29 protein-coding genes are annotated in these 22,149 nt (G+C 65.3%); 21 read left to right on the plus strand and 8 right to left on the minus strand.

The features are described from left to right. Positions 1 to 51 precede the first annotated feature (51 nt). The 4 genes from AC07U1_RS20430 to AC07U1_RS20445 are packed head-to-tail and all read left to right on the plus strand — an operon-like array spanning position 52 to position 2,669. Positions 52 to 498 carry a MarR family winged helix-turn-helix transcriptional regulator gene (locus tag AC07U1_RS20430; protein ID WP_187139748.1) on the plus strand — a complete coding sequence of 149 codons (447 nt, stop codon included), beginning with the start codon at positions 52 to 54 and terminating at the stop codon, positions 496 to 498. Beyond that, positions 491 to 772, plus strand: a complete 282-nt coding sequence (locus AC07U1_RS20435) for an HPr-rel-A system PqqD family peptide chaperone (protein WP_187139749.1) — start codon at positions 491 to 493, stop codon at positions 770 to 772. Before AC07U1_RS20430 ends, AC07U1_RS20435 begins: the two co-directional genes overlap by 8 nt. Then, positions 769 to 1,647, plus strand: coding sequence for an HprK-related kinase A (locus tag AC07U1_RS20440; RefSeq protein ID WP_495177713.1), 879 nt, complete (start codon positions 769 to 771; stop codon positions 1,645 to 1,647). Before AC07U1_RS20435 ends, AC07U1_RS20440 begins: the two co-directional genes overlap by 4 nt. Beyond that, the gene (locus AC07U1_RS20445; protein WP_495177712.1) at positions 1,644 to 2,669 is read left to right on the plus strand and encodes a nucleotidyltransferase family protein; all 1,026 of its coding nucleotides are present in this window, start codon (positions 1,644 to 1,646) and stop codon (positions 2,667 to 2,669) included. Before AC07U1_RS20440 ends, AC07U1_RS20445 begins: the two co-directional genes overlap by 4 nt. Here AC07U1_RS20445 and AC07U1_RS20450 read toward each other — a convergent pair. Together AC07U1_RS20450 and AC07U1_RS20455 are read right to left on the minus strand one after the other, a co-directional pair. Beyond that, complete coding sequence (locus AC07U1_RS20450) at positions 2,662 to 3,606, minus strand: hypothetical protein (protein WP_495177711.1); 945 nt, start codon at positions 3,604 to 3,606, stop codon at positions 2,662 to 2,664. The two genes, AC07U1_RS20445 and AC07U1_RS20450, sit on opposite strands and share 8 nt — an antisense overlap. Continuing rightward, positions 3,575 to 4,279, minus strand: coding sequence for an HAD-IA family hydrolase (locus AC07U1_RS20455; protein WP_495177710.1), 705 nt, complete (start codon positions 4,277 to 4,279; stop codon positions 3,575 to 3,577). The genes AC07U1_RS20450 and AC07U1_RS20455 overlap by 32 nt, the downstream gene beginning before the upstream one ends. 161 nt (positions 4,280 to 4,440) lie before the next feature. On the opposite strand from AC07U1_RS20455, the gene glmU reads away from it, so the two are divergent. The 8 genes from glmU to AC07U1_RS20495 are packed head-to-tail and all read left to right on the plus strand — an operon-like array spanning position 4,441 to position 10,483. Further along, complete coding sequence (gene glmU / locus AC07U1_RS20460; protein ID WP_262407988.1) at positions 4,441 to 5,793, plus strand: bifunctional UDP-N-acetylglucosamine diphosphorylase/glucosamine-1-phosphate N-acetyltransferase GlmU; 1,353 nt, start codon at positions 4,441 to 4,443, stop codon at positions 5,791 to 5,793. Positions 5,794 to 5,797: 4 nt separating this feature from the next. Continuing rightward, a complete protein-coding gene (locus tag AC07U1_RS20465) occupies positions 5,798 to 6,337 on the plus strand; it encodes a GNAT family N-acetyltransferase (RefSeq protein ID WP_495177709.1) in 540 nt (179 codons plus the stop codon). Next, positions 6,334 to 6,651: a hypothetical protein gene (locus tag AC07U1_RS20470; protein WP_495177708.1), complete on the plus strand. Its 318-nt coding sequence runs from the start codon at positions 6,334 to 6,336 to the stop codon at positions 6,649 to 6,651. The genes AC07U1_RS20465 and AC07U1_RS20470 overlap by 4 nt, the downstream gene beginning before the upstream one ends. Before the next feature lie 40 nt (positions 6,652 to 6,691). Next, positions 6,692 to 7,048 (plus strand): hypothetical protein, encoded by a 357-nt coding sequence (locus tag AC07U1_RS20475; RefSeq protein WP_495197788.1) that lies wholly within the window; start codon positions 6,692 to 6,694, stop codon positions 7,046 to 7,048. Between the two features lie 41 nt (positions 7,049 to 7,089). Next, positions 7,090 to 7,314 carry a ribbon-helix-helix domain-containing protein gene (locus tag AC07U1_RS20480; RefSeq protein WP_495177706.1) on the plus strand — a complete coding sequence of 75 codons (225 nt, stop codon included), beginning with the start codon at positions 7,090 to 7,092 and terminating at the stop codon, positions 7,312 to 7,314. Beyond that, positions 7,311 to 7,679 (plus strand): PIN domain-containing protein, encoded by a 369-nt coding sequence (locus AC07U1_RS20485; protein WP_495177705.1) that lies wholly within the window; start codon positions 7,311 to 7,313, stop codon positions 7,677 to 7,679. The genes AC07U1_RS20480 and AC07U1_RS20485 overlap by 4 nt, the downstream gene beginning before the upstream one ends. A 17-nt stretch (positions 7,680 to 7,696) precedes the next feature. After that, positions 7,697 to 9,520 (plus strand): glutamine--fructose-6-phosphate transaminase (isomerizing), encoded by a 1,824-nt coding sequence (glmS, locus tag AC07U1_RS20490; protein WP_495177704.1) that lies wholly within the window; start codon positions 7,697 to 7,699, stop codon positions 9,518 to 9,520. Between the two features lie 6 nt (positions 9,521 to 9,526). Further along, on the plus strand, positions 9,527 to 10,483 hold the full coding sequence (locus AC07U1_RS20495; protein ID WP_495177703.1) for a hypothetical protein: 957 nt from the start codon (positions 9,527 to 9,529) through the stop codon (positions 10,481 to 10,483). Positions 10,484 to 10,535: 52 nt separating this feature from the next. Here AC07U1_RS20495 and AC07U1_RS20500 read toward each other — a convergent pair whose 3' ends face one another. After that, positions 10,536 to 10,724 (minus strand): hypothetical protein, encoded by a 189-nt coding sequence (locus tag AC07U1_RS20500; protein ID WP_495177702.1) that lies wholly within the window; start codon positions 10,722 to 10,724, stop codon positions 10,536 to 10,538. A 69-nt stretch (positions 10,725 to 10,793) separates the two neighbouring features. Between AC07U1_RS20500 and AC07U1_RS20505 the strand changes: the two genes are divergently transcribed. The 3 genes from AC07U1_RS20505 (at position 10,794) to AC07U1_RS20515 (ending at position 13,109) form a co-directional block, all read left to right on the plus strand. Then, the gene (locus tag AC07U1_RS20505; RefSeq protein WP_495177701.1) at positions 10,794 to 11,453 is read left to right on the plus strand and encodes an HAD family hydrolase; all 660 of its coding nucleotides are present in this window, start codon (positions 10,794 to 10,796) and stop codon (positions 11,451 to 11,453) included. A 23-nt stretch (positions 11,454 to 11,476) separates the two neighbouring features. Next, positions 11,477 to 11,746 carry a hypothetical protein gene (locus AC07U1_RS20510; RefSeq protein WP_056350927.1) on the plus strand — a complete coding sequence of 90 codons (270 nt, stop codon included), beginning with the start codon at positions 11,477 to 11,479 and terminating at the stop codon, positions 11,744 to 11,746. 490 nt (positions 11,747 to 12,236) lie between these two features. Next, positions 12,237 to 13,109 carry a dienelactone hydrolase family protein gene (locus AC07U1_RS20515; protein ID WP_495177700.1) on the plus strand — a complete coding sequence of 291 codons (873 nt, stop codon included), beginning with the start codon at positions 12,237 to 12,239 and terminating at the stop codon, positions 13,107 to 13,109. A gap of 18 nt (positions 13,110 to 13,127) precedes the next feature. Here the strand turns inward: AC07U1_RS20515 and AC07U1_RS20520 are convergent, their stop codons facing one another. From AC07U1_RS20520 to AC07U1_RS20530, 3 genes are all read right to left on the minus strand, one after another. Continuing rightward, on the minus strand, positions 13,128 to 13,583 hold the full coding sequence (locus AC07U1_RS20520; RefSeq protein WP_495177699.1) for a DUF411 domain-containing protein: 456 nt from the start codon (positions 13,581 to 13,583) through the stop codon (positions 13,128 to 13,130). 60 nt (positions 13,584 to 13,643) lie between these two features. Then, on the minus strand, positions 13,644 to 14,624 hold the full coding sequence (locus tag AC07U1_RS20525) for an aldo/keto reductase (RefSeq protein ID WP_495177698.1): 981 nt from the start codon (positions 14,622 to 14,624) through the stop codon (positions 13,644 to 13,646). An 84-nt stretch (positions 14,625 to 14,708) separates the two neighbouring features. Beyond that, entirely contained in the window at positions 14,709 to 15,299 is a 591-nt protein-coding gene (locus tag AC07U1_RS20530) for a LysE family translocator (RefSeq protein ID WP_495177697.1), read from the minus strand. A 74-nt stretch (positions 15,300 to 15,373) separates the two neighbouring features. Between AC07U1_RS20530 and AC07U1_RS20535 the strand changes: the two genes are divergently transcribed. Together AC07U1_RS20535 and AC07U1_RS20540 are read left to right on the plus strand one after the other, a co-directional pair. Beyond that, positions 15,374 to 15,826, plus strand: a complete 453-nt coding sequence (locus AC07U1_RS20535; RefSeq protein ID WP_495177696.1) for an Lrp/AsnC family transcriptional regulator — start codon at positions 15,374 to 15,376, stop codon at positions 15,824 to 15,826. A gap of 68 nt (positions 15,827 to 15,894) precedes the next feature. Further along, positions 15,895 to 16,881, plus strand: coding sequence for an LLM class flavin-dependent oxidoreductase (locus tag AC07U1_RS20540; RefSeq protein ID WP_495178460.1), 987 nt, complete (start codon positions 15,895 to 15,897; stop codon positions 16,879 to 16,881). Between the two features lie 106 nt (positions 16,882 to 16,987). On the opposite strand, the gene AC07U1_RS20545 is transcribed toward AC07U1_RS20540, so the two are convergent. After that, positions 16,988 to 17,890 carry a cation diffusion facilitator family transporter gene (locus AC07U1_RS20545; protein WP_495177695.1) on the minus strand — a complete coding sequence of 301 codons (903 nt, stop codon included), beginning with the start codon at positions 17,888 to 17,890 and terminating at the stop codon, positions 16,988 to 16,990. Further along, positions 17,887 to 18,324: a hypothetical protein gene (locus tag AC07U1_RS20550; protein WP_495177694.1), complete on the minus strand. Its 438-nt coding sequence runs from the start codon at positions 18,322 to 18,324 to the stop codon at positions 17,887 to 17,889. Before AC07U1_RS20550 ends, AC07U1_RS20545 begins: the two co-directional genes overlap by 4 nt. A 161-nt stretch (positions 18,325 to 18,485) precedes the next feature. On the opposite strand from AC07U1_RS20550, the gene AC07U1_RS20555 reads away from it, so the two are divergent. The 4 genes from AC07U1_RS20555 to AC07U1_RS20570 all read left to right on the plus strand — a co-directional run bounded on the left by AC07U1_RS20555 (position 18,486) and on the right by AC07U1_RS20570 (position 22,043). Next, a complete protein-coding gene (locus tag AC07U1_RS20555) occupies positions 18,486 to 19,673 on the plus strand; it encodes an aspartate aminotransferase family protein (protein WP_056350943.1) in 1,188 nt (395 codons plus the stop codon). Continuing rightward, a complete protein-coding gene (gene argF / locus AC07U1_RS20560) occupies positions 19,670 to 20,596 on the plus strand; it encodes an ornithine carbamoyltransferase (RefSeq protein ID WP_495178459.1) in 927 nt (308 codons plus the stop codon). The genes AC07U1_RS20555 and argF overlap by 4 nt, the downstream gene beginning before the upstream one ends. After that, positions 20,593 to 21,507 carry an Hsp33 family molecular chaperone HslO gene (gene hslO, locus AC07U1_RS20565; protein ID WP_495177693.1) on the plus strand — a complete coding sequence of 305 codons (915 nt, stop codon included), beginning with the start codon at positions 20,593 to 20,595 and terminating at the stop codon, positions 21,505 to 21,507. Before argF ends, hslO begins: the two co-directional genes overlap by 4 nt. 146 nt (positions 21,508 to 21,653) lie before the next feature. After that, a complete protein-coding gene (locus AC07U1_RS20570) occupies positions 21,654 to 22,043 on the plus strand; it encodes a hypothetical protein (RefSeq protein WP_495197789.1) in 390 nt (129 codons plus the stop codon). The last annotated feature ends 106 nt before the right edge of the window (positions 22,044 to 22,149 follow it).

Consider the following 22,149-nt stretch of genomic DNA (forward strand, 5'->3'; position numbering starts at 1 on the left):
TGGCGCAATTGCGGCCTTCACAGCGCCGGGATTGTCGATAAGAACGGGGACATGGCCGCAAAGAACCTCAACCTCGACAATTTCCTGCCCTATCGCCTTTCGATCGCGTCGAACGCGCTGTCGGAACGGATCGCCGCCGAATATCAGAACCGCTTCGGGCTCAAGATCCCCGAATGGCGACTGATGGCGGTACTCGGCGAGGGGGCGCCCAAGACCCAGCGCGAGCTGGTGCAGGCGACGCGCATGGACAAGGTCACCGTCAACCGTGCCGCCAAGGCGCTTGCCGACCGCCAGTTGATCGGCCGCCAGGCGCATGAGGCCGACGGACGATCGCATCACCTCGACCTCACCGCGACCGGGCGCGAGCTTTACAACGCGATCGTTCCCGCCGCGCTGGCGAGCGAGGCGCGGCTCGAATCGAACATCAGCGCCGCCGAGCGCGCGACCCTGCTTGCGATCCTCGCCAAGCTGACCGCCGCCGCCGAAGATTATGGCTGATCGCCGGTATCGCGCAGCGGAGGCGGGGGTGCTGCGGGTCGAACCATTGGGCGAACTGACCGCGATCTTCGACCGGCGGTCGATGCAGACGCACCTCGTCGTGGCGCCGATGCCCGAGATATTGACGGCATTGGCCAGCAGCCCGTGCAACGCCGCGACGCTCGCCGCGCGGCTCGCCGACCGCTTCGACCTCGACGGCGAAGGCGATGCCACCGCGATCCTCGCCGCACGGCTGGCCGAACTGGCGGCGATGGGGCTGGTCGAACCGGCGTGAGGCACTGCACGCGCATCGCCGTCGGCCCGGTCCAGTTCCGTATCGGCAGCGACTGGGCCGCACCGATCGCCGCGTTGAAGACCCTCTATGCCGGCTATCCCCGCGACGATGCCCGCCCCGCCGACGCGACGGTGCGCTTGTTCGCGGCGCGGCCCTGGCGGCGCTGGCTGCGCCCGTCGGTGCATATCGGCGGCGATTATATCGTCCCCGACGCGCTGCCGCTGCCGCTGTCGATGGGATTGCTCGCCGCCGAAATGGGGATGAACCTGCAGGTCGCGCTCGGCTGGCGGCGGCACATGCTGCTCCACGCCAGCGCGGTCGCGAAGGACGGCCGCGCGGTGATCCTGTCGGGCGAGTCGGGCTCGGGAAAATCGACCCTCGCGGCGCTGCTCGGCGAGAAGGAGGGCGGGGGCGACTGGCGGCTGATGGGCGACGAGTTCATACTGATCGATCCGCAGAGCGGCGACGCGCTCGCCTTTCCGCGCGCGGTCAGCCTGAAGAACGAGGCGATCGCCGAGGTCGAAGCGCGCGTCGACGCGGCGCGGTTCGGCCCGTTGCTCGCGGGCACGCCGAAGGGCGATATCCGTCACCTGATCCCGCGTGCCGACGCGATCGCCGCGATGCACGAACCCGCGCGCCCGGCGCTGCTGCTCTTCCCCCGCTTCGGCGGTGCGCCTTCGATCGAGCGCATCGGCGAGGGCGAGGCCTTTGTCCGGCTGACCGAGGCATCGACCAACTATGTCGCGCTCGGCGAGGCGGGGTTCGCCGCGATGACCCGGCTGGTGCGTGAGACGCCCGCCTTCACCATCGGCTATCCCGAAAGCGCGAGCGGCATGGCGATCGTCGAGCAACTATGGGCGGAGGCGGTGCGATGAGCGCGGTCGAAGCGCTCGTCGACCTGCTCGCAGGACGGCGCGACCCCGGCTCGCTGGCCCCGCGCGACTGGGACGGGGTGATCAGCGTCGCGCGTGCAGAGGCGCTGCTGGCGACGCTCGCCTGTTGGCTCGAGGATGCGGTGCTGCCCCCCTCGGTCACTGCCCTGTTCGCCGACCAGCGCGCCGCCGCCGCGGTAGGGCAGGCGCAGGCGCTGTGGGAGGCCGAAATGGCGCGCCGTTCGCTCGACCCGGCGGGGGTCGAGTTCGTGCTGCTCAAGGGCACCGCCTATGCGGCGGCGGGCCTCGCCTGTGCCGCGGGGCGCCAGATCGGCGATCTCGACATCCTCGTGCCCTGGCACGACCTGGGCCGCGCCGAGAATCTGGCGCTGATCGACGGATGGGAATGGCTGAAACAGGACGACTATGACGATGCCTATTACCGCGACCATATGCACGAGCTGCCGCCGCTAATCCACAAGGACCGCGACCGGATGATCGACGTCCACCACACGATCCTTCCGCGCACGCACCGGATTACGCCCGATGCGCTGGCATTGGTCGGCGACGCGATCCGGACGCCGGGCGGTTTTCGCGTGCTCAACCCCGCCGACATGGCGTGCCACTGCGCCGCGCATATGCTCGCCGACGGCGACCTGCAGGGGGGCCTCCGCAACCTGTGGGATTTCCATAGGCTGACCGCCGAATTCGCCGCCGCCGATCGCGGTTTCTGGGGCAAGCTCGACGCGCGGGCGGAGGTGCACGGGCTGGAAAAGCCGGTCCACCGCGCCGCGCGGCTGGCGCGCGACCTTTACGGGACGCAGCTGCCGTCGGGCTGGAACCGGATCAAGCCCGGCGACGAGCGATACCAGCGCCGCCTGCTCGCGCGTGACGATTGGGGCCGGGCGACCGATCCGCTGCTGCAACAGATCTTCTACATCCGCTCGCACTGGCTGCGCATGCCGCCGCTGATGCTGGCGCGGCATTTGTGGACGAAATGGCGCAAGGGCCGCGCGGCTATTTGAGACCGCGCGCCATCTCCTTTTGCGCGGCCCGCATCCGTTGTCGTCCGGCGTCCGCGATCGTCTCGAGCTGCTCGGAAAGGGCGTTGAGCCGGTCGCTGTGGCGGTCGAATGCGGCCATGTCGCTTCGCGAGGTGAAGGCGAAGACCGTGCCCTGGGCATGCCAGTTGCCGCGCGCCAGCACCTGGCATGCGGCATGGGCGGCTTCGATCTGCTGGCCGTTGAGGTCCCAGCTTCGCTCGATGTCCGACCGCGCCTGCGGCATTCGGCTATCCATGCCGCGCAGAACCGCCTCCACCATCTCCGATTCCGCATCGACGTCTTCGAAATCGCGCCGCCCCTTTTCGATCAGGGCAAGGTGCCGCGCCTTATATTTCGGGATGTCCGACTTGACCGCGATGATCGCGCCGCAATTCTTGACCATGCCGGGATTGACGCGAATCCGGTTGGCATCGAACAGCGCCAGCATTCCGGACTGGTCCAACTGAAGCATATATTCGTCGTTGAGCTTTTCGGTTTCCTTGGCGAGCTTGATCGTCGCCCGCGAAAAGGGACCGTGGCTCGACGGGTCGGGGGGCGCCACCAGCCTGCCGCCGGCGTCGAAATACAGCTTGCCGAAGGTCGCCATATCGGCCTTGACCGCCACGGCATGCCGGTCGGCCTTGTCCAGATTGACCAGCATGATGACGACGAACAGGCCGGCCGCGGTCGCGATCGGACGCCAGGTCGGGCCATCGCGCATCCAGGTGAAATAGAGGATCGCCGAAAGCAGCACCGTCTGCATCAGGCTGTACCCGAGCACGCCGGTCGGCGAGACCTGCGACGGCCGCATCCCCACGATGGCCGCGATCAGCGCCGCGGCCGCGAGCACTCCGCCCAGCCGCACCCACTGATTGGGCGCCGGCGGCTCAATCTCTTCGTCCCATATCTGATTGGACATGCGAATCCCCCAACTCGCGCAACAAAGGCAGTAATGCGTTGTAATGATCGATAATATGGTCGGCGCCAAGCGTTTCGACCGGCTGGTTCGGAAAGCCGAACCGCACCGCGATGCTCGTCACCCCCGCGGCGTTGGCGGCCTCCATGTCATAGATGCTGTCGCCGACGAAGGCGGTGCGCCCGCCGCCGCAGCGCGCGATCATTTCGTGGATCGGGGCGGGGGAGGGTTTGGCATTCTCGCGCTCCAGCGTGTCGCCGCCGATGATCGTCGCGAAACGATCGGCGAGCCCGAGGTCGCCGAGCAGCAAACGCGCGAGGCGTTCGGTCTTGTTGGTCACCACCGCGGTCTTCACGCCCAGCGCGTCGAGCTGGTCGAGCGCCTCGATCAGCCCGGGGAAGGGGCGGCTGTGGACGGCGATATTGGCTTCGTAATGGCGCAGGAATTCGCGGAACAGCCGCTCGAAATCGCCGCCCGGAACGCCGCCGGTGGCGCGCAGCCCCTGTTCGAGCATATGCCGCCCGCCCAGCCCGATCATCGGCCGCACCTGCTCGACGGTCAGCGGCGCGCGCGCGGCAAGGCTGAGCGCATGATTGACCCCGGCGGTGAGGTCGCCCGCAGTATCGACCAACGTGCCGTCGAGATCGAAGCCGATGATGGCGAAGGGAAATGACATGACGCGAACCCCGATTCCCGTTCGTGTCGAGCGAAGTCGAGATGCCCCACGGACGCTTACGACCGATGGGTGTCTCGACTTCGCTCGGGCGAACGGAGTTTGAAGGAGCGCATGGCGCGATGTTCTGGAAACCGCAATGATTTGCTGGCATGGCGGCGGCCATGAGCAATCCGATCGCTGCCGTCATTCTCGCCGCGGGCAAGGGCACCCGCATGAAGTCCGACCTGCACAAGGTGCTGCACCCGATCGCCGGGCGTCCGATGCTGCTCCACCTGATGGCCAGCGTCGATGCGCTGAGACCCGCGAAGAAGGTCGTCGTCGTCGGCGACAAGGCCGATCAGCTCGAAGCCGCGCTCGCCGGCAGCGCCGACCTCGCGGTGCAGGACCCGCAGCTTGGTACCGGCCATGCCGTGCAGCAGGCCGAGGGCGCCTTGACCGGCTTCGATGGCGATGTGCTGATCCTCTATGGCGACGTGCCCTTCGTCCCCGCCGCGACGATGCAGGCGATGATCGACCGGCTCGCCGCAGCCGACGCGCCCGCCGTGGTCGTGCTGGCGTTCGAGCCGGCCGATCCGCTGCAATATGGGCGCGTGATCGTGGAAGGCGACCGCGTCACCAAGATGGTCGAGCACAAGGACGCCACCGAGCCCGAGCGCGCGGTGACTTTGTGCAATTCGGGGCTGATGGCGGCCAGGTCGGCCGATCTGTTCGCGCTGCTCGCGCGCGTCACCGACGACAATGCGGCGAAGGAATTTTACCTCGTCGATATCGTCAACATCGCCAACGCCGACGGGCGGCACTGCGCCGTCGTCAAGACCGACCCCGCCGACGTCGCCGGGATCAACAGCCGCGCCGAACTCGCCGCCGCCGAGGCGCAGTGGCAGGACTTCAAGCGCGAGGAGGCGATGGCGGGCGGCGCGTCGCTGCGCGCGCCGGACACGGTCTGGTTCTCCTGGGATACAGAACTTGGCCGCGACGTGACGATCGAGCCCCATGTTTTCTTTGGTCCCGGCGTCACGATCGCCGACAATGTGACGATCCGCGGCTTCAGCCATATCGAGGGTGCGAGCATCGCGAGCGGCTGCGAGGTCGGCCCCTTCGCGCGGCTGCGCACCGGCACCGTGCTGGAGGAGAAGGCGAAGGTCGGCAATTTCGTCGAAGTGAAGAAAACGACGCTGGGCAAAGGCGCCAAGGCCAACCATCTCACCTATCTGGGTGATGCGACGGTCGGCGCAGGCGCGAATATCGGCGCGGGGACGATCACCTGCAATTACGACGGCTATTTCAAATATCGGACCGAGATCGGCGAGAACGCCTTCATCGGATCGAACAGCGCGCTCGTCGCGCCGGTGAAGATCGGCCGCGACGCGATCGTCGCCGCCGGCAGCGCGGTGACCCGCGACGTCGCCGACGGCGAGCTGCGGCTGGTGCGCGGCGAGCAACTGGTCAAACCCAATTGGGCCGACCGCTTCCACGATGCGATGCGGAAGAAGAAAGCGGCGGAGAAGAAATAACGCCATGCCCGCGCTGACCCTCACGACCGCGCGCCTCGTGCTGCGCCAGCTGCGCGAGGACGACGCCGCTGCGCTATTTCCGGTGCTGTCCGACCCCGAGGTGATGACCTGGTGGTCGAGCGGGCCGCACGCGTCGCCCGCCGAGACCGAGGCCTATGTCAAAGGCAATGCGACCGAGGGGCAGGGCTTTCTGTGCTGGGCGATCACCGCGGGCGACGATGTTGCGCTCGGCTGGGTGATCCTGATCGACGGCAAGCCCGATGTGAAAGAAATCGGCTATATCCTGCGCCGCGACCGGTGGGGCAGCGGTATCGCGCGCGAGGCGGTGGCGCGAGTGATCGATCATGGTTTTGAGGACATGAAACTGCGCCGTATCTTTGCCGACACCGATCCCGAAAACCCCGGCTCGATCGGATTGCTCGAACGCCTGGGTTTCCAGCGCGAAGGCCGTCTGCGCGGCGAGTGGGAAACGCATATCGGCGTGCGCGATTCGCTGATCTACGGCTTGTTGCGGGACGAATGGATGATGGAGAAGACGATTTGAGTGACCGCTACACCGACAAGCCCTTCCTGCGCTTCGTCGACGCCTGGGTGCTGAAAGCGATCGGGCATCTCGACGACGCCACCGCCGCCTATTGCAAGGCGATGGAGCCGCAATTGCACAAGAGCTTCGGCACGACCGGAAGCTGGCCGCAAATCGTCGCGCGGCAGATGAAGTTCACGCCGGACTTGCCCGCGCAGGTCCGCAAGATCTGGGAGGATGGCAAGGCGCGGTTCGAGGAAGCGAACAGCACGCCCGCCGATCCGGTGCAGTTCGCGATGATCTATGTCGACCGGAATTTCGCGCGGGCGTCGTAGATGGCATTGCAAAGGAGCACGCGCTGCGCGAAAAACAAGAATGCAAGGGGAAGTGGCGATGCTCGGTTGGTGGAAAAGGTGGCGCGACCGAACAGCTGAGACAAAGGCCTCGCTTGCCATAAGCGACAATATAGAGTTCCGGGCCTCTCAGGTGCCCGAATTAATCGGCATGGAAGATGTCGAGGCCATGGCGTATATCCTTAAGCAAATTGAAGAATGGAATTCAATTTGCACGTCTTCTCAGTCTGCGGAATATGCAAGCCGACTGAAGGCGTCGGGAGATGCGTGGAATGAGCAAGGTTTGACAATGCCTTATTGGGGCAATTTGTGGGTTTTGCGCACTTATCAGTCAGAGCTGGGATTAAGCGTTCCACCGGTATCGCAGGCCCAAACCTAGCAACGGCTTGACGTGATATCATGATATGATATCATTTCTTCATGCGCTTCCTTGCCGACATTCCCGACTCCGACGTCGAATGGCTCGATAGCCTCGCAGCCGAGCAAGGCGTCTCGCGCGCCGAACTCGTCCGCCGCGCCGTCGCCGCCTATCGCGCCGATGCCTCGGGAGACGCCATCGACAATGCCTTCGGCATCTGGCGTGAGCGCGACGATATCGGCGACGGCCTCAGATATCAGCGCCGCTTGCGGGGCAAGCGCGAATGATCGACGCGCAGTTCGACAGCGACATTTTGATCGACGCCTTGAACGGCGTCGAGGCCGCGCGTAGCGAGATTCGCCGCGCGGGGCGCAAGAGCGTCAGCCGGATCAGCTGGACCGAGGTGATGACCGCCGCCGACCCCATATCGGTGAAGGCGGTCGAGGCGTTCCTCGGCTGTTTCGCGGTCGAGGAGGTCGGCGACGCCGTCGCGCGCCGCGCCGCCGCGCTGCGCGCCGAGCGCAAGGGGCTGACGCTCTGCGACGCGCTCGTGCTCGCGACCGCGCAAATCAGCGGCCGCATTCTTGTTACACGCAATATCAAGGTGTTTCCGGCAGCAATGCCGGGTATTCGCGTTCCCTACACGCTCTAAACGAAAGCCAGACCCACATGTGCGGAATTATCGGAATTGTCGGCAAGGACCAGGTCGCGGATCGCCTCGTCGATGGCCTCAAGCGCATGGAATATCGCGGCTATGATTCGGCGGGCGTCTGCACCGTCGAGGGCGGCCAGCTCGTCCGCCGCCGCGCCGAGGGCAAGCTCGGCAATCTGGTGAAAGAGCTTGCGGGCAATCCCGCGCCGGGCCTCGTCGGCATCGCGCACACCCGCTGGGCGACCCACGGCGCCCCGACCACCAGCAACGCCCACCCGCATGCGACGGGCGAGGTCGCGCTGGTCCACAACGGCATCATCGAGAATTTCAAGCCGCTGCGCGAGGCGCTGCAGGCGCGCGGCCGCAGCTTCGAAAGCGAAACCGACACCGAGGTCGTTGCCCACCTCGTCAGCGAGCAGGTCGAGGCCGGCAAGTCGCCGACCGAGGCGGTGCAGGCGGTCCTCCCGCAGCTGCGCGGTGCCTTCGCGCTCGCCATCGCCTTTCGCCAGCATCCCGACCTGCTGATCGGCGCGCGGCTCGGCTCGCCGCTCGTCGTCGGCTATGGCGAGGGGGAGACCTATCTTGGCAGCGACGCGCTCGCGCTCGCGCCGTTGACGCAGAAGATCGCCTATCTCGAGGAAGGCGACTGGGTCGTCATCACGCGAGAGGGCGCGCAGATCTTCGACGCCGACAACAACCCGGTGACCCGCGAAATCACCACCTCGGGCGTCACCGCCGCGACGATCGAGAAGGGCAATTACCGCCACTTCATGCAGAAGGAGATTTTCGAGCAGCCGACCGTCGTCGCGCAGACGCTCTCCTCCTACATCCGCCCGCTCGAACAGACCGTCGCGCTGCCGCAGATGGACTTCGACCTGAGCACGATCGACCGCATCACCATCGTCGCCTGCGGCACCAGCTTCTACGCCGGCATGGTCGCCAAATATTGGTTCGAAACCTTCGCGCGCGTGCCCGTCGACATCGATGTCGCCTCGGAGTTCCGCTACCGCGACCCCGTGCTCCAGCCCGGCGGGCTCGCGCTCTTCATCTCGCAGTCGGGCGAGACCGCCGACACCCTCGCGGCGCTGCGCCATTGCAAGGCGAACGGCCAGACGATCGCGGTCGTCGTCAACGTGCCGACCAGCAGCATGGCGCGCGAAGCCGACCTGCTGCTCCCGACCCACGCGGGGCCGGAAATCGGCGTCGCGTCGACCAAGGCCTTTACCTGCCAGCTCGCGGTGCTCGCCGCGCTCGCGGCGCACCTCGCGCTCAAGAAGGGCAAGCTCAGCGCTGCCGAGGAACGCGATATCGTCCGCCACCTGATCGAAGCCCCCGCCGCGCTCAACGCCGCGCTGAGCCACGACGAGGAAATCGCCGCGATGGCGCACCTCGTCGCCCCGGCGCGCGACGTGCTCTACCTCGGCCGCGGTCCCGATTATCCGCTCGCGATGGAAGGCGCGCTCAAGCTCAAGGAAATCAGCTACATCCACGCCGAAGGCTATGCCTCGGGCGAGATGAAGCACGGCCCGATCGCGCTGATCGACGAAGCGGTCCCGGTGATCGTCCTCGCACCGAGCGGCCCCTTGTTCGAAAAGACCGTCAGCAACATGCAGGAAGTCATGGCACGCGGCGGCAAGGTCGTGCTGATCAGCGATGCCGAAGGCCTCGCCGAAGCCGGCGACGGCTGCATGGCGACGATCGAAATGCCCAAGGTGCATCCGCTGATTGCGCCTTTGGTCTATGCGGTGCCGGTGCAACTGCTCGCCTATCATGTGGCGGTGGCGAAGGGGACCGATGTGGATCAGCCCCGCAATCTGGCGAAGTCGGTGACGGTGGAGTGATATTCGGTGCGAAATCTCTTCGGCAATCTGCGTAAGATATTCTCTCCAGCCGAGATCCCGCCAAAGTTGGATGTCGGTGATCGTCCAGCCGAGACCCCGCCAAAACTGAGTGTCGGTGATCCTCCGGCCGTCGGTTACGTCTATTCGTTGCTCACATCGCCATTCTCGGAGTTCGCGGCTTCCGAGACAGGGCGCTATGCGGCATTCAAAATAATTGGCGCCAATGCCGATAAGCTAGTTGTCGCTGTTTATGATGGAATCTGGCCATCGCCTCCCACCTTGGCGGAGTTTCGTAAGGCAAAGATATTGAAGGAGCACCGGTTTGCACACACCGGTCGCGAAGCGATTTTTGGCACACTGCTACAATGGTGGAGCGTCGATGATTTCAAAGAGCTGCGGCTAATCGGTATCGATCAGCCGTCCAGACGCGAATTGATGGAAGCAGAGAAAAACTTCGCTCATGCGGTGGGATCAAGCACAGCTTCCACGCGCTTCATCAACTATGCAGCTGAGGGTGAATGGCGCTGGGCAAATGACAGAACTGCGTTCGAAGACGAGATGCGGCAAAAGAAAGAAAAAGAAGGCGCGGCGCGAAAAGCCGTGGAGGAGCGCTATAAAAATCGGCTCTCTAAACTGACGTGGGAGCAACTCCTCACGGAGCCGATTTTCGAGCGCTGGTCGCCGTCACCTCCCTTTCCGCCAGAAGAATTTACGGCTGCGGCGCGCGCCAAAATCCGTGCGGTTTGTCACCAACTGCAAGAACTCGGGCCAAAGCCGAGAAAGGCAGATGCAAGACGAATTCTGAAAGAATGCGTCCTTTGGTTCAACAAAGCGGATGACGAAGCGGGCGGCGTCATCGAAACCGAGGAGCGAGAAGACATCTGCGCGGCTCTCGAAGAGATTGCCTTCCTTGCCAAGCATTCGGGCTTGATTGACGAAGTGGATGAATGGCGAGACTGGTAATATTCCCGCACATTTCCGTGCATTTGGCACGATATGATAAATAGCCGATCGCCTACTCCGCCTTATTAGCCTGCTCCAGAATCGACTTCGCGATATCCTCCATCTTGCCGACGATCAGCAGCGGCGCGCCGCCGACCATGCCGACCTGCGTCTGGCCGTTCTCATAGTCGCGCAGCCAGGCGACATTTTCCGCGACGAGCAGATAATTACCGCCGCGCGATTTGAGCTCGATGAACTTCATGATTGCGTCTCCTGTCGCCCTGGCCTTTAGGGCCGACAAGTTGCATTCGCATAAACAGGACGCGCGCTTATGACCCCCGCCGCCATCATCTTCGACTTCGACGGCGTGATCGCCGACAGCGAGGTGCGCGCGAATATGTCGCTGTCCGAGAGCCTGACCGCGGTCGGCATGCCGACGACCTATGACGAAAGCCTGCGCGACTATTACGGCCATAATTGGCAGGAGACCCAGCGGCGGATCGAGGCGCGCTTCGGGCGCCCGCTACCCGCCGATTTTCGCGAGCAACATCGGACACGTGCACGGGCGCGCTTCATGGAGGGTTTCGACGCGGTGCCCGGCGCGCCCGCCTTTCTCGACACGCTGGGGGCGCTGCCGCGCGCGATCGCCTCGTCGAGCCGCGCCGAATATATCGGCTGGGCGCTCGGGCTGTTCGGGCTCGGCCATCATTTCGGGGAGCATGTCTACAGCGCCGACGGCTGGGATCGCGGCAAGCCGTTTCCCGACATCTACCTCGCCGCCGCCAGGGGGCTCGGTGTCGATCCGGCGAAGTGCCTGGCGGTCGAGGATTCGCCGACCGGCGCGCGGTCGGCGCTTGCGGCGGGGATGACCGTCGTCGGTTTCTGCGGCGCGGGTCATATCGTCGATCGCGCCGCGCATGGCGCGATGCTGCGCGAGGTCGGAGTGCACCGACTTGCCTTTACCTTTGAAGAGATTAGCATCGCCGCCTGACGATTTGCCGAGGGGGAAGGCCTATGTGGAATATCCTGTGGCCGTTGATGCTGTTCGGCGCGCTCGTCGTCTGGCCGGTCTGGCTGTGGCGGCGGATGAAGAAGGTGCAGCAGATGGCGCGCGACGCGCTCGACGATGCGCCGGTGCGCGGCGGTGCCCGCTGGGAGGAAACCGAGGCGGCGGCGGACGGGCGCCAATATGGGCGTGCCGACAACTTCGACCCGGTTCTGGACAAGGTGTCGCGAGACCTTGCGGCCCCGGACATCATCAAGGATCTGGAGGGGCGGCGCTGAGACCCTGAAAAGGAGCTCAGCGGTCCATAATGTTGACGACACATTCGGGTTGATCCTCCCTGTCGCGGAGCGATGGGGAGGGGGACCGCCGCGAAGCGGTGTTGGAGGGGCCGAAACCTTACACGACGCCTGACGGCGTCGGCCCCTCCGTCAGCGCTTCGCGCTGGCACCTCCCCATGGCTGCGCCACAGGGAGGATTGGATGCAAAAAGCGCTGTCCTAAAAAACATCGCCAGATTAGCCTGCGATCATGCAGTGCTCTGACCACCCGTCGATACCGCAATCGCGAATGAAGTTGCGCAGTTTTCCGCCGTTTTTTGCGCGCGCGATTCTGCGTGTTCCCCGGCGGAAGCCGGGGGCCATGCCGTGGCATGCGCGCCGATCTGCCTGGACTCCGGCTTTCGCCGGGGAACGATGGCCGGCGAGGTGAATCCACTATAAAGTTCGGCAATTTTCCGCCGCTTTCGAAAATCCCCCCAAGGAGAGACGCCATGTGCACCCACGAAACCGAAGCCGACCTCGACCGCGTCGGGCTGCCCGTCGGGCGGCGCAGCTTTACCGCGCTCGCGGGCGCCGGGGCGCTGATGGCGGCGCTGCCCGCGCGCGCGATGGCGGGCCAGCCGGTCAAGGGCCGCGATGTCGAGATCAAGACCGCCGACGGCACCTGCGACGCCTATTTCGTCGCGCCGGCCGAGGGCAAGCATCCCGCCGTGCTGGTGTGGCCCGACATCCGTGGCCTGCGCCCCGCCTTTCGCCAGATGGCCGACCGACTGGCGGGTGCGGGCTATGCCGTGCTGACGATCAACCCCTTCTATCGCTGGCAGAAATCGCCGGTGGTCGACGCGGCGAATGATTTCGGCGACCCGGCGATCCGCGAGAAACTGTTCGGCTATTTGAAGCAGCTCAACCAGGCGCTCGTCACGACCGACGCGACCGCGCATCTCGCCTTCCTCGATGCGCAGAAGGAGGTCGACACCAAGCGGCGGATCGGCACCACCGGCTATTGCATGGGCGGTGCGATGACGATCTATACCGCGGCGCTCAGTCCGAACCGCGTCGGCGCGGCGGCGAGCTTCCACGGCGGCGGCGTCGCCACCGACAAGCCGGACAGCCCGCATCTGCTGATCGACGGCACCAATGCCGGTTATCTCTTCGCGATCGCCGACAATGACGACAAGGAAACCCCGAACGAGAAGGTCTTGCTGGCCGAGGTGCTCAAGCCGCGCCCGCAGTGGCACGAGGTCGAGGTCTATGCCGGCGCGATGCACGGCTGGTGCCCGCCCGACGGCCGCGCCTATAACGAGGCGGCGGCGGAGAAGGCGTGGGGGCGGATGCTCGAACTGTTCAAGGCCGAGCTGGCCTGAGTATGGGCGGGCGGCGGTTCAGCCGCCGCTCGCCGCATAGCTCGCATAGACGCGCTGGCCGCCGGGGCCGAAGGTCATCACCTTATAGGCTTCGCGGATATTGCGATATTCCATGCCGGGCGATCCGGTCGGCATACCCGCGACAGCCAAGCCTTTGATACCCTTGGGTTTTTCCTTGAGCAACCGGGCGATCTCTCGCGCCGGCACATGCCCCTCGATGACATAGCCGCCAACGAGAACGGTGTGGCAACTGCGCAGCGTTGCGGGCACGCCCTGCTTGTCTTTGACCGCATCCATGTCGGCCGCATTGACCACGGTCACCTTCGCCCCGAACGAGGTCTTCACCAGTTCGAGCCATTTGAGACAGCAGCCGCAGCCGGCGTCGCGGAACATCGTCGGATTGGCGGCGTGTGCGGTTCCGATGATGCCGGCAAAGGCGGCGAAGGCGAACAGGGTGCGGCGGGCGGGGGACATGCGGTTTCCTTTCGGGGTGACCCGGTCAGGATAGCAAAGGTCCTCCGCGACGCAAGGCGCTCACCCCATCGGGTAGAGGATGTCGCGGCTGACCTGGTGCAGCGCCGCCATCACATCGTCGCTCAGCACCAGATCCTTCGCTGCGAGGATCGGGTCGACCTGGTCATAGGCGCTGACCCCGACGATCGTCGAAGCGACGAAGTCATGCTGCTTCGACCAGGCGGTCGCCATGGTCACAGGGTGCAGCCCGGCCTCCTCGGCGATCTTCAGATAGCGCTCGGTCGCGGCGAGGCTCTTGTCGTTGACGAAGCGGCGGCCCATCACGGCTTGCCGGCCTTCCATGCCGAGATAGCGCGAGAAACGCGCCCCCTCGGGGGTCGCGCCGCCCTGATATTTGCCCGACAACACGCCGCCGGCGAGCGGCGAGTATGGGATCAGGCTGACGCCTTCCTGCCGGCATACCTGCTTGAGTTCGTCCTCGAAGCGGCGGTTGTTGAGGCTGAAATTATTCTGGATCGTGTGATAGCGATGGACGCCGAGCCGCTGCGACGCCGCGAGCGATTTCATCAGCCCCCAGCTTGTCTCGTTCGAGCAGCCGAGGATGCGAACCTTGCCGACGCGGACGAGTTCGTCGAGCGCGTCCATCATCTCGTCATAGGGTGCGTCGTGATCGGGCCAGTGCGTTTGGTAGAGGTCGACATAGTCGGTCTGCAGCCGTGTCAGGCTGTCGTCGATCGCCTGCATGATATTCTTGCGGTCGAGCGCGGTCATGCCGTTGCGGCATGGCGATTTGAACCACACATGGCTCGGCCCGGAGACTTTCGTGGCGAGGATGATCGCGTCGCGGGGCTTGGTCTTGAGCCAGCGGCCGACGATCTCCTCGGTGCGGCCGACCCATTTTGTGTCGGGCGGCACCGGATAGCCCTCGGCGGTGTCGTAGAAGTTGATGCCCTCGTCGAAGCAGCGGTCGAGGATACGGAACGCTTCCGCTTCGTCGGTCTGGCTGCCGAAGGTCATCGTCCCCATGCAGATGTCGGACACATGGATGGCGCTTTTGCCAAGGCGGCGGCTTTGCATACTTCTCTTCTCCGGTCGCGAGGGGAGGTCGCGCCGGTGCATAGGCGATCAGATCAGAAGCGCAAGCGATCCGACGAGCAGCGCCGCCATCGTCCAGTTGAAGGCGCGCAGCCGCGCCGGGCTCGACAGCCAGCCGCGCAGCGCCTGACCCATCACCGCCCAGATGCTGGTCGAGGGCAGGTTGACGATGCCGAACACCACCGCGACGAGCAGTACCGCGACGACATTGCGGTCGGGGGCGTAGAGCGCGATCGCCGACAGCGCCATCGTCCATGCCTTGGGATTGACCCACTGGAACAGCATCGCCTGGACGAAGGTCATCGGCTTGCCGCGCGCATCGCCGTCGGTCGTCGGTGCGGCCGCATTGGCGATCTTCCACGCCAGCCATAGCAGATAGGCGACGCTGACCACCTTGAGAACGGTGTTGAGAATGGGGAAGAGGTCGAACAGGCCCATCAGCCCGACGCCGACGAGGACAATCATCAGCGTGAAGCCGAAGCCGACGCCGAGCGCGTGCGGCACGGTGCGGCGCAGACCGAAATTGGCGCCCGACGCCATCAGCATCATATTGTTCGGACCCGGCGTGATCGACGAGACGAGCGCGAAGGCCGAGAGGGCGGCGAGGGTGGTCTGTTCCATGCGGCGCAATATAATGCGGCTTGCGTCGCTGGTGGTTGCAAAGATGGGCGGTTTTGCGATAGATTATACAATCTATGAGTGATATAGACGCCATTGGCCGCAATATATTGCGCGAACTGTCGCGCGACGGGCGAATCTCGAACCTCGAGCTTGCGGAACGGGTGGGGCTGTCGCCGTCGGCGTGTTTGCGCCGGGTACAGGAACTCGAACGCAGCGGCGTGATAAGGGGCTATCGGGCGCGTATCGATCCCGCGAAGGTCGGTTATAGCTTCATGGCCTATGTTACCGTCGGGCTGTCGACGCACACCAAACAGGCGCAGGAAGATTTTGAAGCCGCGATGGCCGAAGCGCCCGAGGTCCGCGAGTGCCACAACATCACCGGCGCGATCGAATATATCCTGCGCGTCGAGGCTGCGGACCTGGCGGCGTACAAGCATTTCCACACCGAGGTGCTGGGCATATTGCCGCAGGTCAATGCGATCACCACCTATGTGCTGATGGGTTCGCCTAAGGATGAGCGGGCGTAGTTTTTCTTGGCCGTGCCTGCGAAGCGCTAAGGTTGAACACGGCGCCTCGCATCCGCATATTCGGTTTCATGCTGAAACTCTCGCTGCTCGACCTCGTCCCCGTCACCGATAGCGGGACGATCGCCCAATCGCTGGCCAATGCGGCCGACCTCGCCCGACATGCCGAAGCACTGGGCTACGGCCGTTATTGGGTTGCCGAACATCACGGCATGCAGGGGATCGCGAGCGCCGCGACCGCGGTGGTGCTCGCGCATATCGGGCAGGCAACGTCGAGCATCCGCATCGGCTCGGCGGGGATCATGCTGCCCAACCACGCGCCGATGGTGATCGCCGAGCAGTTCGGCACATTGGAAGCCCTGTTCCCCGGCCGCATCGACCTTGGTCTCGGGCGCGCGCCGGGGTCCGACGGCGTCGTCGCGCGGGCGCTGCGCCGCAACCTCGCGAGCGACGAGCGGCAGTTTCCGCAGGACGTCGTCGAGCTGCAGGCCTTCCTTGCCGGCGATGAAAGGCTGGGCATCCGTGCGGTGCCGGGCGAGGGGACCCACATCCCGATCTGGGTCTTGGGGTCGAGCCTGTTCGGCGCCCAGCTCGCGGCGATGCTCGGGCTGCCTTATGCGTTCGCCAGCCATTTCGCCCCCGACGCGCTCGACGAGGCGCTCGATATCTATCGGCGGCAGTTCAAGCCGTCGGCGCAATTGTCCGAACCCTATGCCGCCGCGGCCTTCAACGTCTTCGCCGCCGACACGCGCGAAGAGGCCGAACTGCTCGCCTCGTCGCAGCAACAAGCCTTTGTCGCGCTGCGCACCGGCAATCCCGGGAAGATGAAGCCGCCGCTCGCCGGCTACAAGGACAGCCTGCCGCCCAATGCGCGCGCGATCCTCGACCATGTGCTGCAATGTTCGGCGGTCGGCACCGTCGACGATGTCCGCGACGGGCTGAAGGCCTTCGTCGCGCGCACCGGGGTCGATGAGGTGGTGATCGCGTCCTCGATGTACGATCATGAGGCGCGCAAACATTCGGTCGCGTTGGCGATGGAGGCGGCGAAGGCGCTCTAGGTCCTGAAAACAAGCTCTATTCCCGTTCGTGTCGAGCGTAGCCGAGACACCCGTCGGTCGTGGATGCCTTCACGGTGTCTCGACTTCGCTCGACACGAACGGATCATCATTCGGGCCGGAAGCTGAGGCTTGCCAGCCGCCAGGCCTTTTCGCCCATCAGTTCGACGCCGGTCGGGATGGTCACCGGGGGCCGGCAATCGACTTCGGCGGCGATGTAGCGGCCGGTCTCGCGAAGCCTGACATCGACGTCACCGAAGCGCGCTTTCAGCGTCGCGATCAATCGCTCGGCGTCGTCGGCAAGGTCGTTGGAACCGAGCGCGCGCGGGGTTCCGTCGAGCAGTTCGGCGACCGCCTGCCGCAGCGCGCCGACGGCATCCTTGATGATCGACAGCGCGATGAACAGCGCCGCGCTGGCATCGGCCCACCACCAGCCAAGCCCGATGCCGGTGATGCCGGCGATCGCGGCGAGCCCGGTCTGCCAGTCGGCCTTCTGCATCAGCGCGTCGGTGTGGAGCACCTTGTCGTTGATCCGCTTTGCCACCGGCTGTTTGATCCGACCGAGGATGAGCGGCGGGATGATCGAATAGACGAGCGCCGCGATCATCAGCCAGCCCAGCCAGATGGTGTGGCCGAAGAGGGTGGTGCCCCCGACGGTCGGATGCTCCTGGCGCACCAGCGTCGTGACGCTTTCATAAACGAGGAAACCGCCGACCGCGAGCAGCGCGGTGGCAGCGACAAGGAAAGCGAGACTGTTGGCGCGGCGATAGCCGAAGGGAAAGCGCGGGTTCGCGTGCTTGCGCTCCCAATGCGCCGACAGCAGGAACACGATCGCGGGGATCAGGCTCAGCACATCCTCGATCACCGCCGATTTCATCGCCTGGCTAGCGCCCATCACCAGCGCCATCAACACGACGACGCTGCCGATCCATAGCAAGGTCCACCATTCGAGCCGTTCGCCATGCCGCACGTCGGCGGCGATGGCGTCGGGGATGCCGCTGTGCGGGCTCATCGCGGGCCCTCGGAGACCAGCCGGTCGGTGGCGAGGATTAGGGCATTTTCGCCGTTGCGCCGCGCGATGCGCAGCACGGGATGTTCCTTGTCGTCGGGTTCGCCGCGCGCGACGGGCTTCGACAGCGCGATATCGGCCTGCCAAGGCGAGGCCTTGGCGAAATGACCGATGAGCGCATCGACCTCGCCGTCTTCGAGCGCCTTATGCGCATGCTCGCCGTGGATGGGCATGAGGCGGAGGTGCGCGCCATGGTCGCGGGCATAGGCGCCGACGAGCGCGAGAGCGGGCTGCGCGTCGGGGGTTCCGGGGAGGACGGTGACGCGCATCGCGTGCGTGCGTTCGATCCGTTCGATCGTGCCGGCCGCATCGCGCGGCAGGCTGTCGCAGGCAGCGAGCAGCAGCGCGGCGAAGGAAAGGGCGAACCGGTATCGCATCCCCGCTCATACGCCGCGCTGCGGCCTTGGTTGCCGCGCGCGCCCTGTGTTGACGCGGCCAAGCAGGGGGCAGTATAGGGACCGCCCGACCCAAGGGCGGCCCATCTGGGGTCGCCTTTTTGCTTTGGTCGTATCTTTTGTCTTTTGGAAAGGTGCCTGACATGTCGATCACGCCGCTGATGCCCGTTTACCCCCGGTGCGGTGTGCGTCCGGTGCGAGGCGAGGGTGCCTATCTGATCGGCGAACGCGGCGAACGTTATCTCGACTTCGCGAGCGGCATCGCGGTCAATTTGCTCGGCCATGGCCACCCGCATCTGACCAAGGCGATCCAGGATCAGGCTGCGACGCTGATGCATGTGTCGAACCTGTACGGCAGCCCGCAGGGTGAGGCCTATGCGGCGCGGCTGGTCGAGAACACCTTTGCCGACACCGTCTTCTTCACCAACTCGGGCGCCGAGGCGGTCGAATGTTCGATCAAGACCGCGCGCGCCTACCACTCGAGCGCGGGCAACGCGCACAAGCACACGCTGATCACCTTTAACAACGCCTTCCACGGCCGCACGCTCGGTACGATCTCGGCGACCAACCAGGAGAAGCTGCGCAAGGGTTTCGACCCGCTGCTGCCCGGTTTCGCCTATGCACCGTTCGACGATGTCAATGCGGCGCTGGATCTCGTGGACGACAATACCGCGGGCTTCCTGCTCGAACCGGTACAGGGCGAGGGCGGTATCCGTCCGGCGTCGCAGCCGTTCCTGCAGGCGCTACGCGATATCTGCGACCAGCGCGACCTGATGCTGGTGTTCGACGAGGTCCAGTGCGGCGTCGCGCGCACCGGCTCGCTCTATGCTTATGAACAGTTCGGTGTGACCCCCGACATCCTCGCCAGCGCGAAGGGCATCGGCGGCGGTTTCCCGATGGGCGCGTGCCTCGCGACCGAAAAGGCGGCGCGCGGCATGGTGATCGGTACGCACGGCTCGACCTATGGCGGCAACCCGCTGGCGATGGCGGCCGGGCAGGCGGTGCTCGACGTCGTGCTCGAGGAGGGCTTCCTTGAGGGCGTCAAGGCGACGGGCGAGCGGCTGCGCGGTGCGCTCGAACAGCTGATCCCGAACCACGACAATCTGTTCGAGAGCGTGCGCGGCATGGGGCTGATGCTCGGCGTCAAGATGAAGAGCGACAGCCGCGCCTTCGTCGCGCATCTGCGCGACAACCATGGGCTGCTGACGGTGGCGGCGGGCGACAATGTCATCCGCATCCTGCCCCCGCTCAACATTGAAGAGTCGCACATCAACGAGTGCATCGAGAAATTGTCGGCGGGCGCGGCGAGCTATACGCCGCCCGAAAGCTGATGCCGAATTTTCTAAACCTGTCCGATGCGGGCGGGGATGCGATCGCGGCGATGCTGTCGGACGCGATCGACCGCAAGGCGGCGCGCGCCGGCTGGCCGAAGGCGAAACCCGACGCCGACAAGCCGCTCGCCGACCATGTGCTGGCGATGGTGTTCGAGAAGAATTCGACGCGCACGCGCTGCTCGTTCGACATCGCGATCCGCCAATTGGGCGGGGTGCCGATGATCCTCGACGCGGGCACGAGCCAGCTCGGCCGCGGCGAGACGATCGCCGACACTGCGCGCGTGCTGTCGCGCTATGCCGATGCGATCATGATCCGCACCGATCATCACGACAAGATCGAGGAACTGGCGCATTTCGCCAGCGTCCCCGTCATCAACGGCCTGACCGACCTGTCGCATCCGTGTCAGATCGTTGCCGACCTGCTGACGATCGTCGAGAGCGGCAAGGCACTGCCCGGGCTGGAACTCGCATGGCTCGGCGACGGCAATAATGTGCTGGCGTCGCTGATCGAGGCGGCGGGGCTGTTCGGTTTCAACGTCCGCGTGGGCGTGCCGCAGGGCTATGAGCCCGATGCGGGCTTCGTCGAGGCGGCACGTGCGAAGGGCGCGAAGATCGATATCGTCCGCGACGCGCGCGAGGCAGTGACGGGCGCCGACCTGGTCGTCACCGACACCTGGGTGTCGATGGGGCAGGACCATGCGCACAACAAGCTCGCGGCGATGGCGCCCTATCAGGTCGACGAGCGGCTGATGGGCGCGGCGAAGGGTGACGCGCTGTTCCTCCACTGCCTGCCCGCGCATCGCGGCGAGGAAGTCACCGACGCGGTGATCGACGGGAAACAGTCGCGCGTCTGGGACGAGGCCGAGAACCGCGTCCATGCCCAGAAATCCGTCCTGTTGTGGGCGCTAGGGAAGTTATGAGCGACACCGTCGAAACCTGGTTCGACCAGCCCCTGGTCTTCACCATTGCCGCGCGCCATGTCCGCGGGCGCTTCGTGCGGCTCGGGCCGGTGCTCAACACGATATTGAGCGCCCACAGCTATCCGCCGGTGGCGGAGAAGTTGCTCGCCGAGGCACTGGTGCTGACCGTGCTACTCGGTTCGACGCTCAAGGCCGATGGCGGGCAGTTGACACTGCAGGCGCAGACCGGCGGCGGGCCGATCGAACTGCTCGTCTGCGACTATCGCGGCGGCGAGCTGCGCGGATACCTCAAATTCGACGCCGAACGGCTGGCGGAGGTCGGGCCGGACCCGACGCTGTTCGCGCTGTTCGGCGAGGGCTTTCTCGCGATCACCTTCGACCAGCCGGCGACCGACGAGCGTTATCAGGGGATCGTGCCGCTCGAAGGCGTGTCGATCGGCGACGCCGCCGAACATTATTTTGAGCAGTCCGAGCAGATCCCGAGCCTGATCAGGCTCGCCGCGCGCCACGACCATGAAGCCGGCTGCGTCGCGGGCGGGTTGTTGCTCCAGCATCTGCCGGAGGGCGAGGTCGGTCGCGACCGGTTGCACACGCGCCACGATCATCCCGAATGGGAGCATGCGCGCACGATCGCGATGACGCTGAAACCCGAGGAGCTGACCGACCCCGCGCATTCGCTCGAGACGCTGGCATGGCGGCTGTTCCACGAGGATGAGGTGCGCGTCGAATCGGGTATCACCGTGTCGCGCGGCTGCCGGTGCAGCCTCGATTATTTCGCCGGGGTGCTGCGCCAGTTTCCCGAGATCGAGCGCGTCGACATGGCCGACGAGGCCGGCAATATAGTCGTCGATTGCGCCTTTTGTTCGCGGATTTTCCCCATCCCGCTCGGCGAAATCGCCACCCCCAACTGAGCCGGCGGACGACGAACGGACGTTTTTCAGCGCCAAGCGGTTGAAATCGCGGCGCCGAAACGCTATTTTGTCTTCACAGGGTCGCATGTTTGCCCGCGACGGGGGCAATCGTTGGATAGGTGTACATGGCGATCTTCTCTCCCCCGATGAAATGGGCCCTTGCGGCCACGATGCTGGCTGGCGCAACGGCGGTGCCCGCGCAGGCGCCGTCGCTGGCGATGCTCGATGGCCTCGAAAAAGGCAGCTGGCAGCTGCGCGAGCGCGGCAACAACGCCGTCGCCCAGACGATGTGTTTCGGCGACGCGCGGCGGATGATCCAGATCTACCACCCGCGCGCGAACTGCTCGCGCTATGTCATCGAGGACACGCCTAAGTCGGTAACGGTGCATTACACCTGTCCGGGCGCGGGCCACGGCCGCACCACGATCCGGTCCGAGACGAACCGCCTGGTCCAGATCGACACGCAAGGAATCGCCGACGGGAAGCCTTTCTCGCAGGCTTATGAGGCACGGCGCAGCGGCGCCTGCACGAACTGAGCCGCACCCTGCCGTAACAATCCGTTAACCAAAAGCCGCTAAGCCGGGTGTCACGACGCACCGATGTGTGTCCTTCTCCCTAACGGCTTTCATGCCGAACTGGGCC

The organism is Sphingopyxis sp. GW821-FHT02C12 (assembly GCF_059421785.1).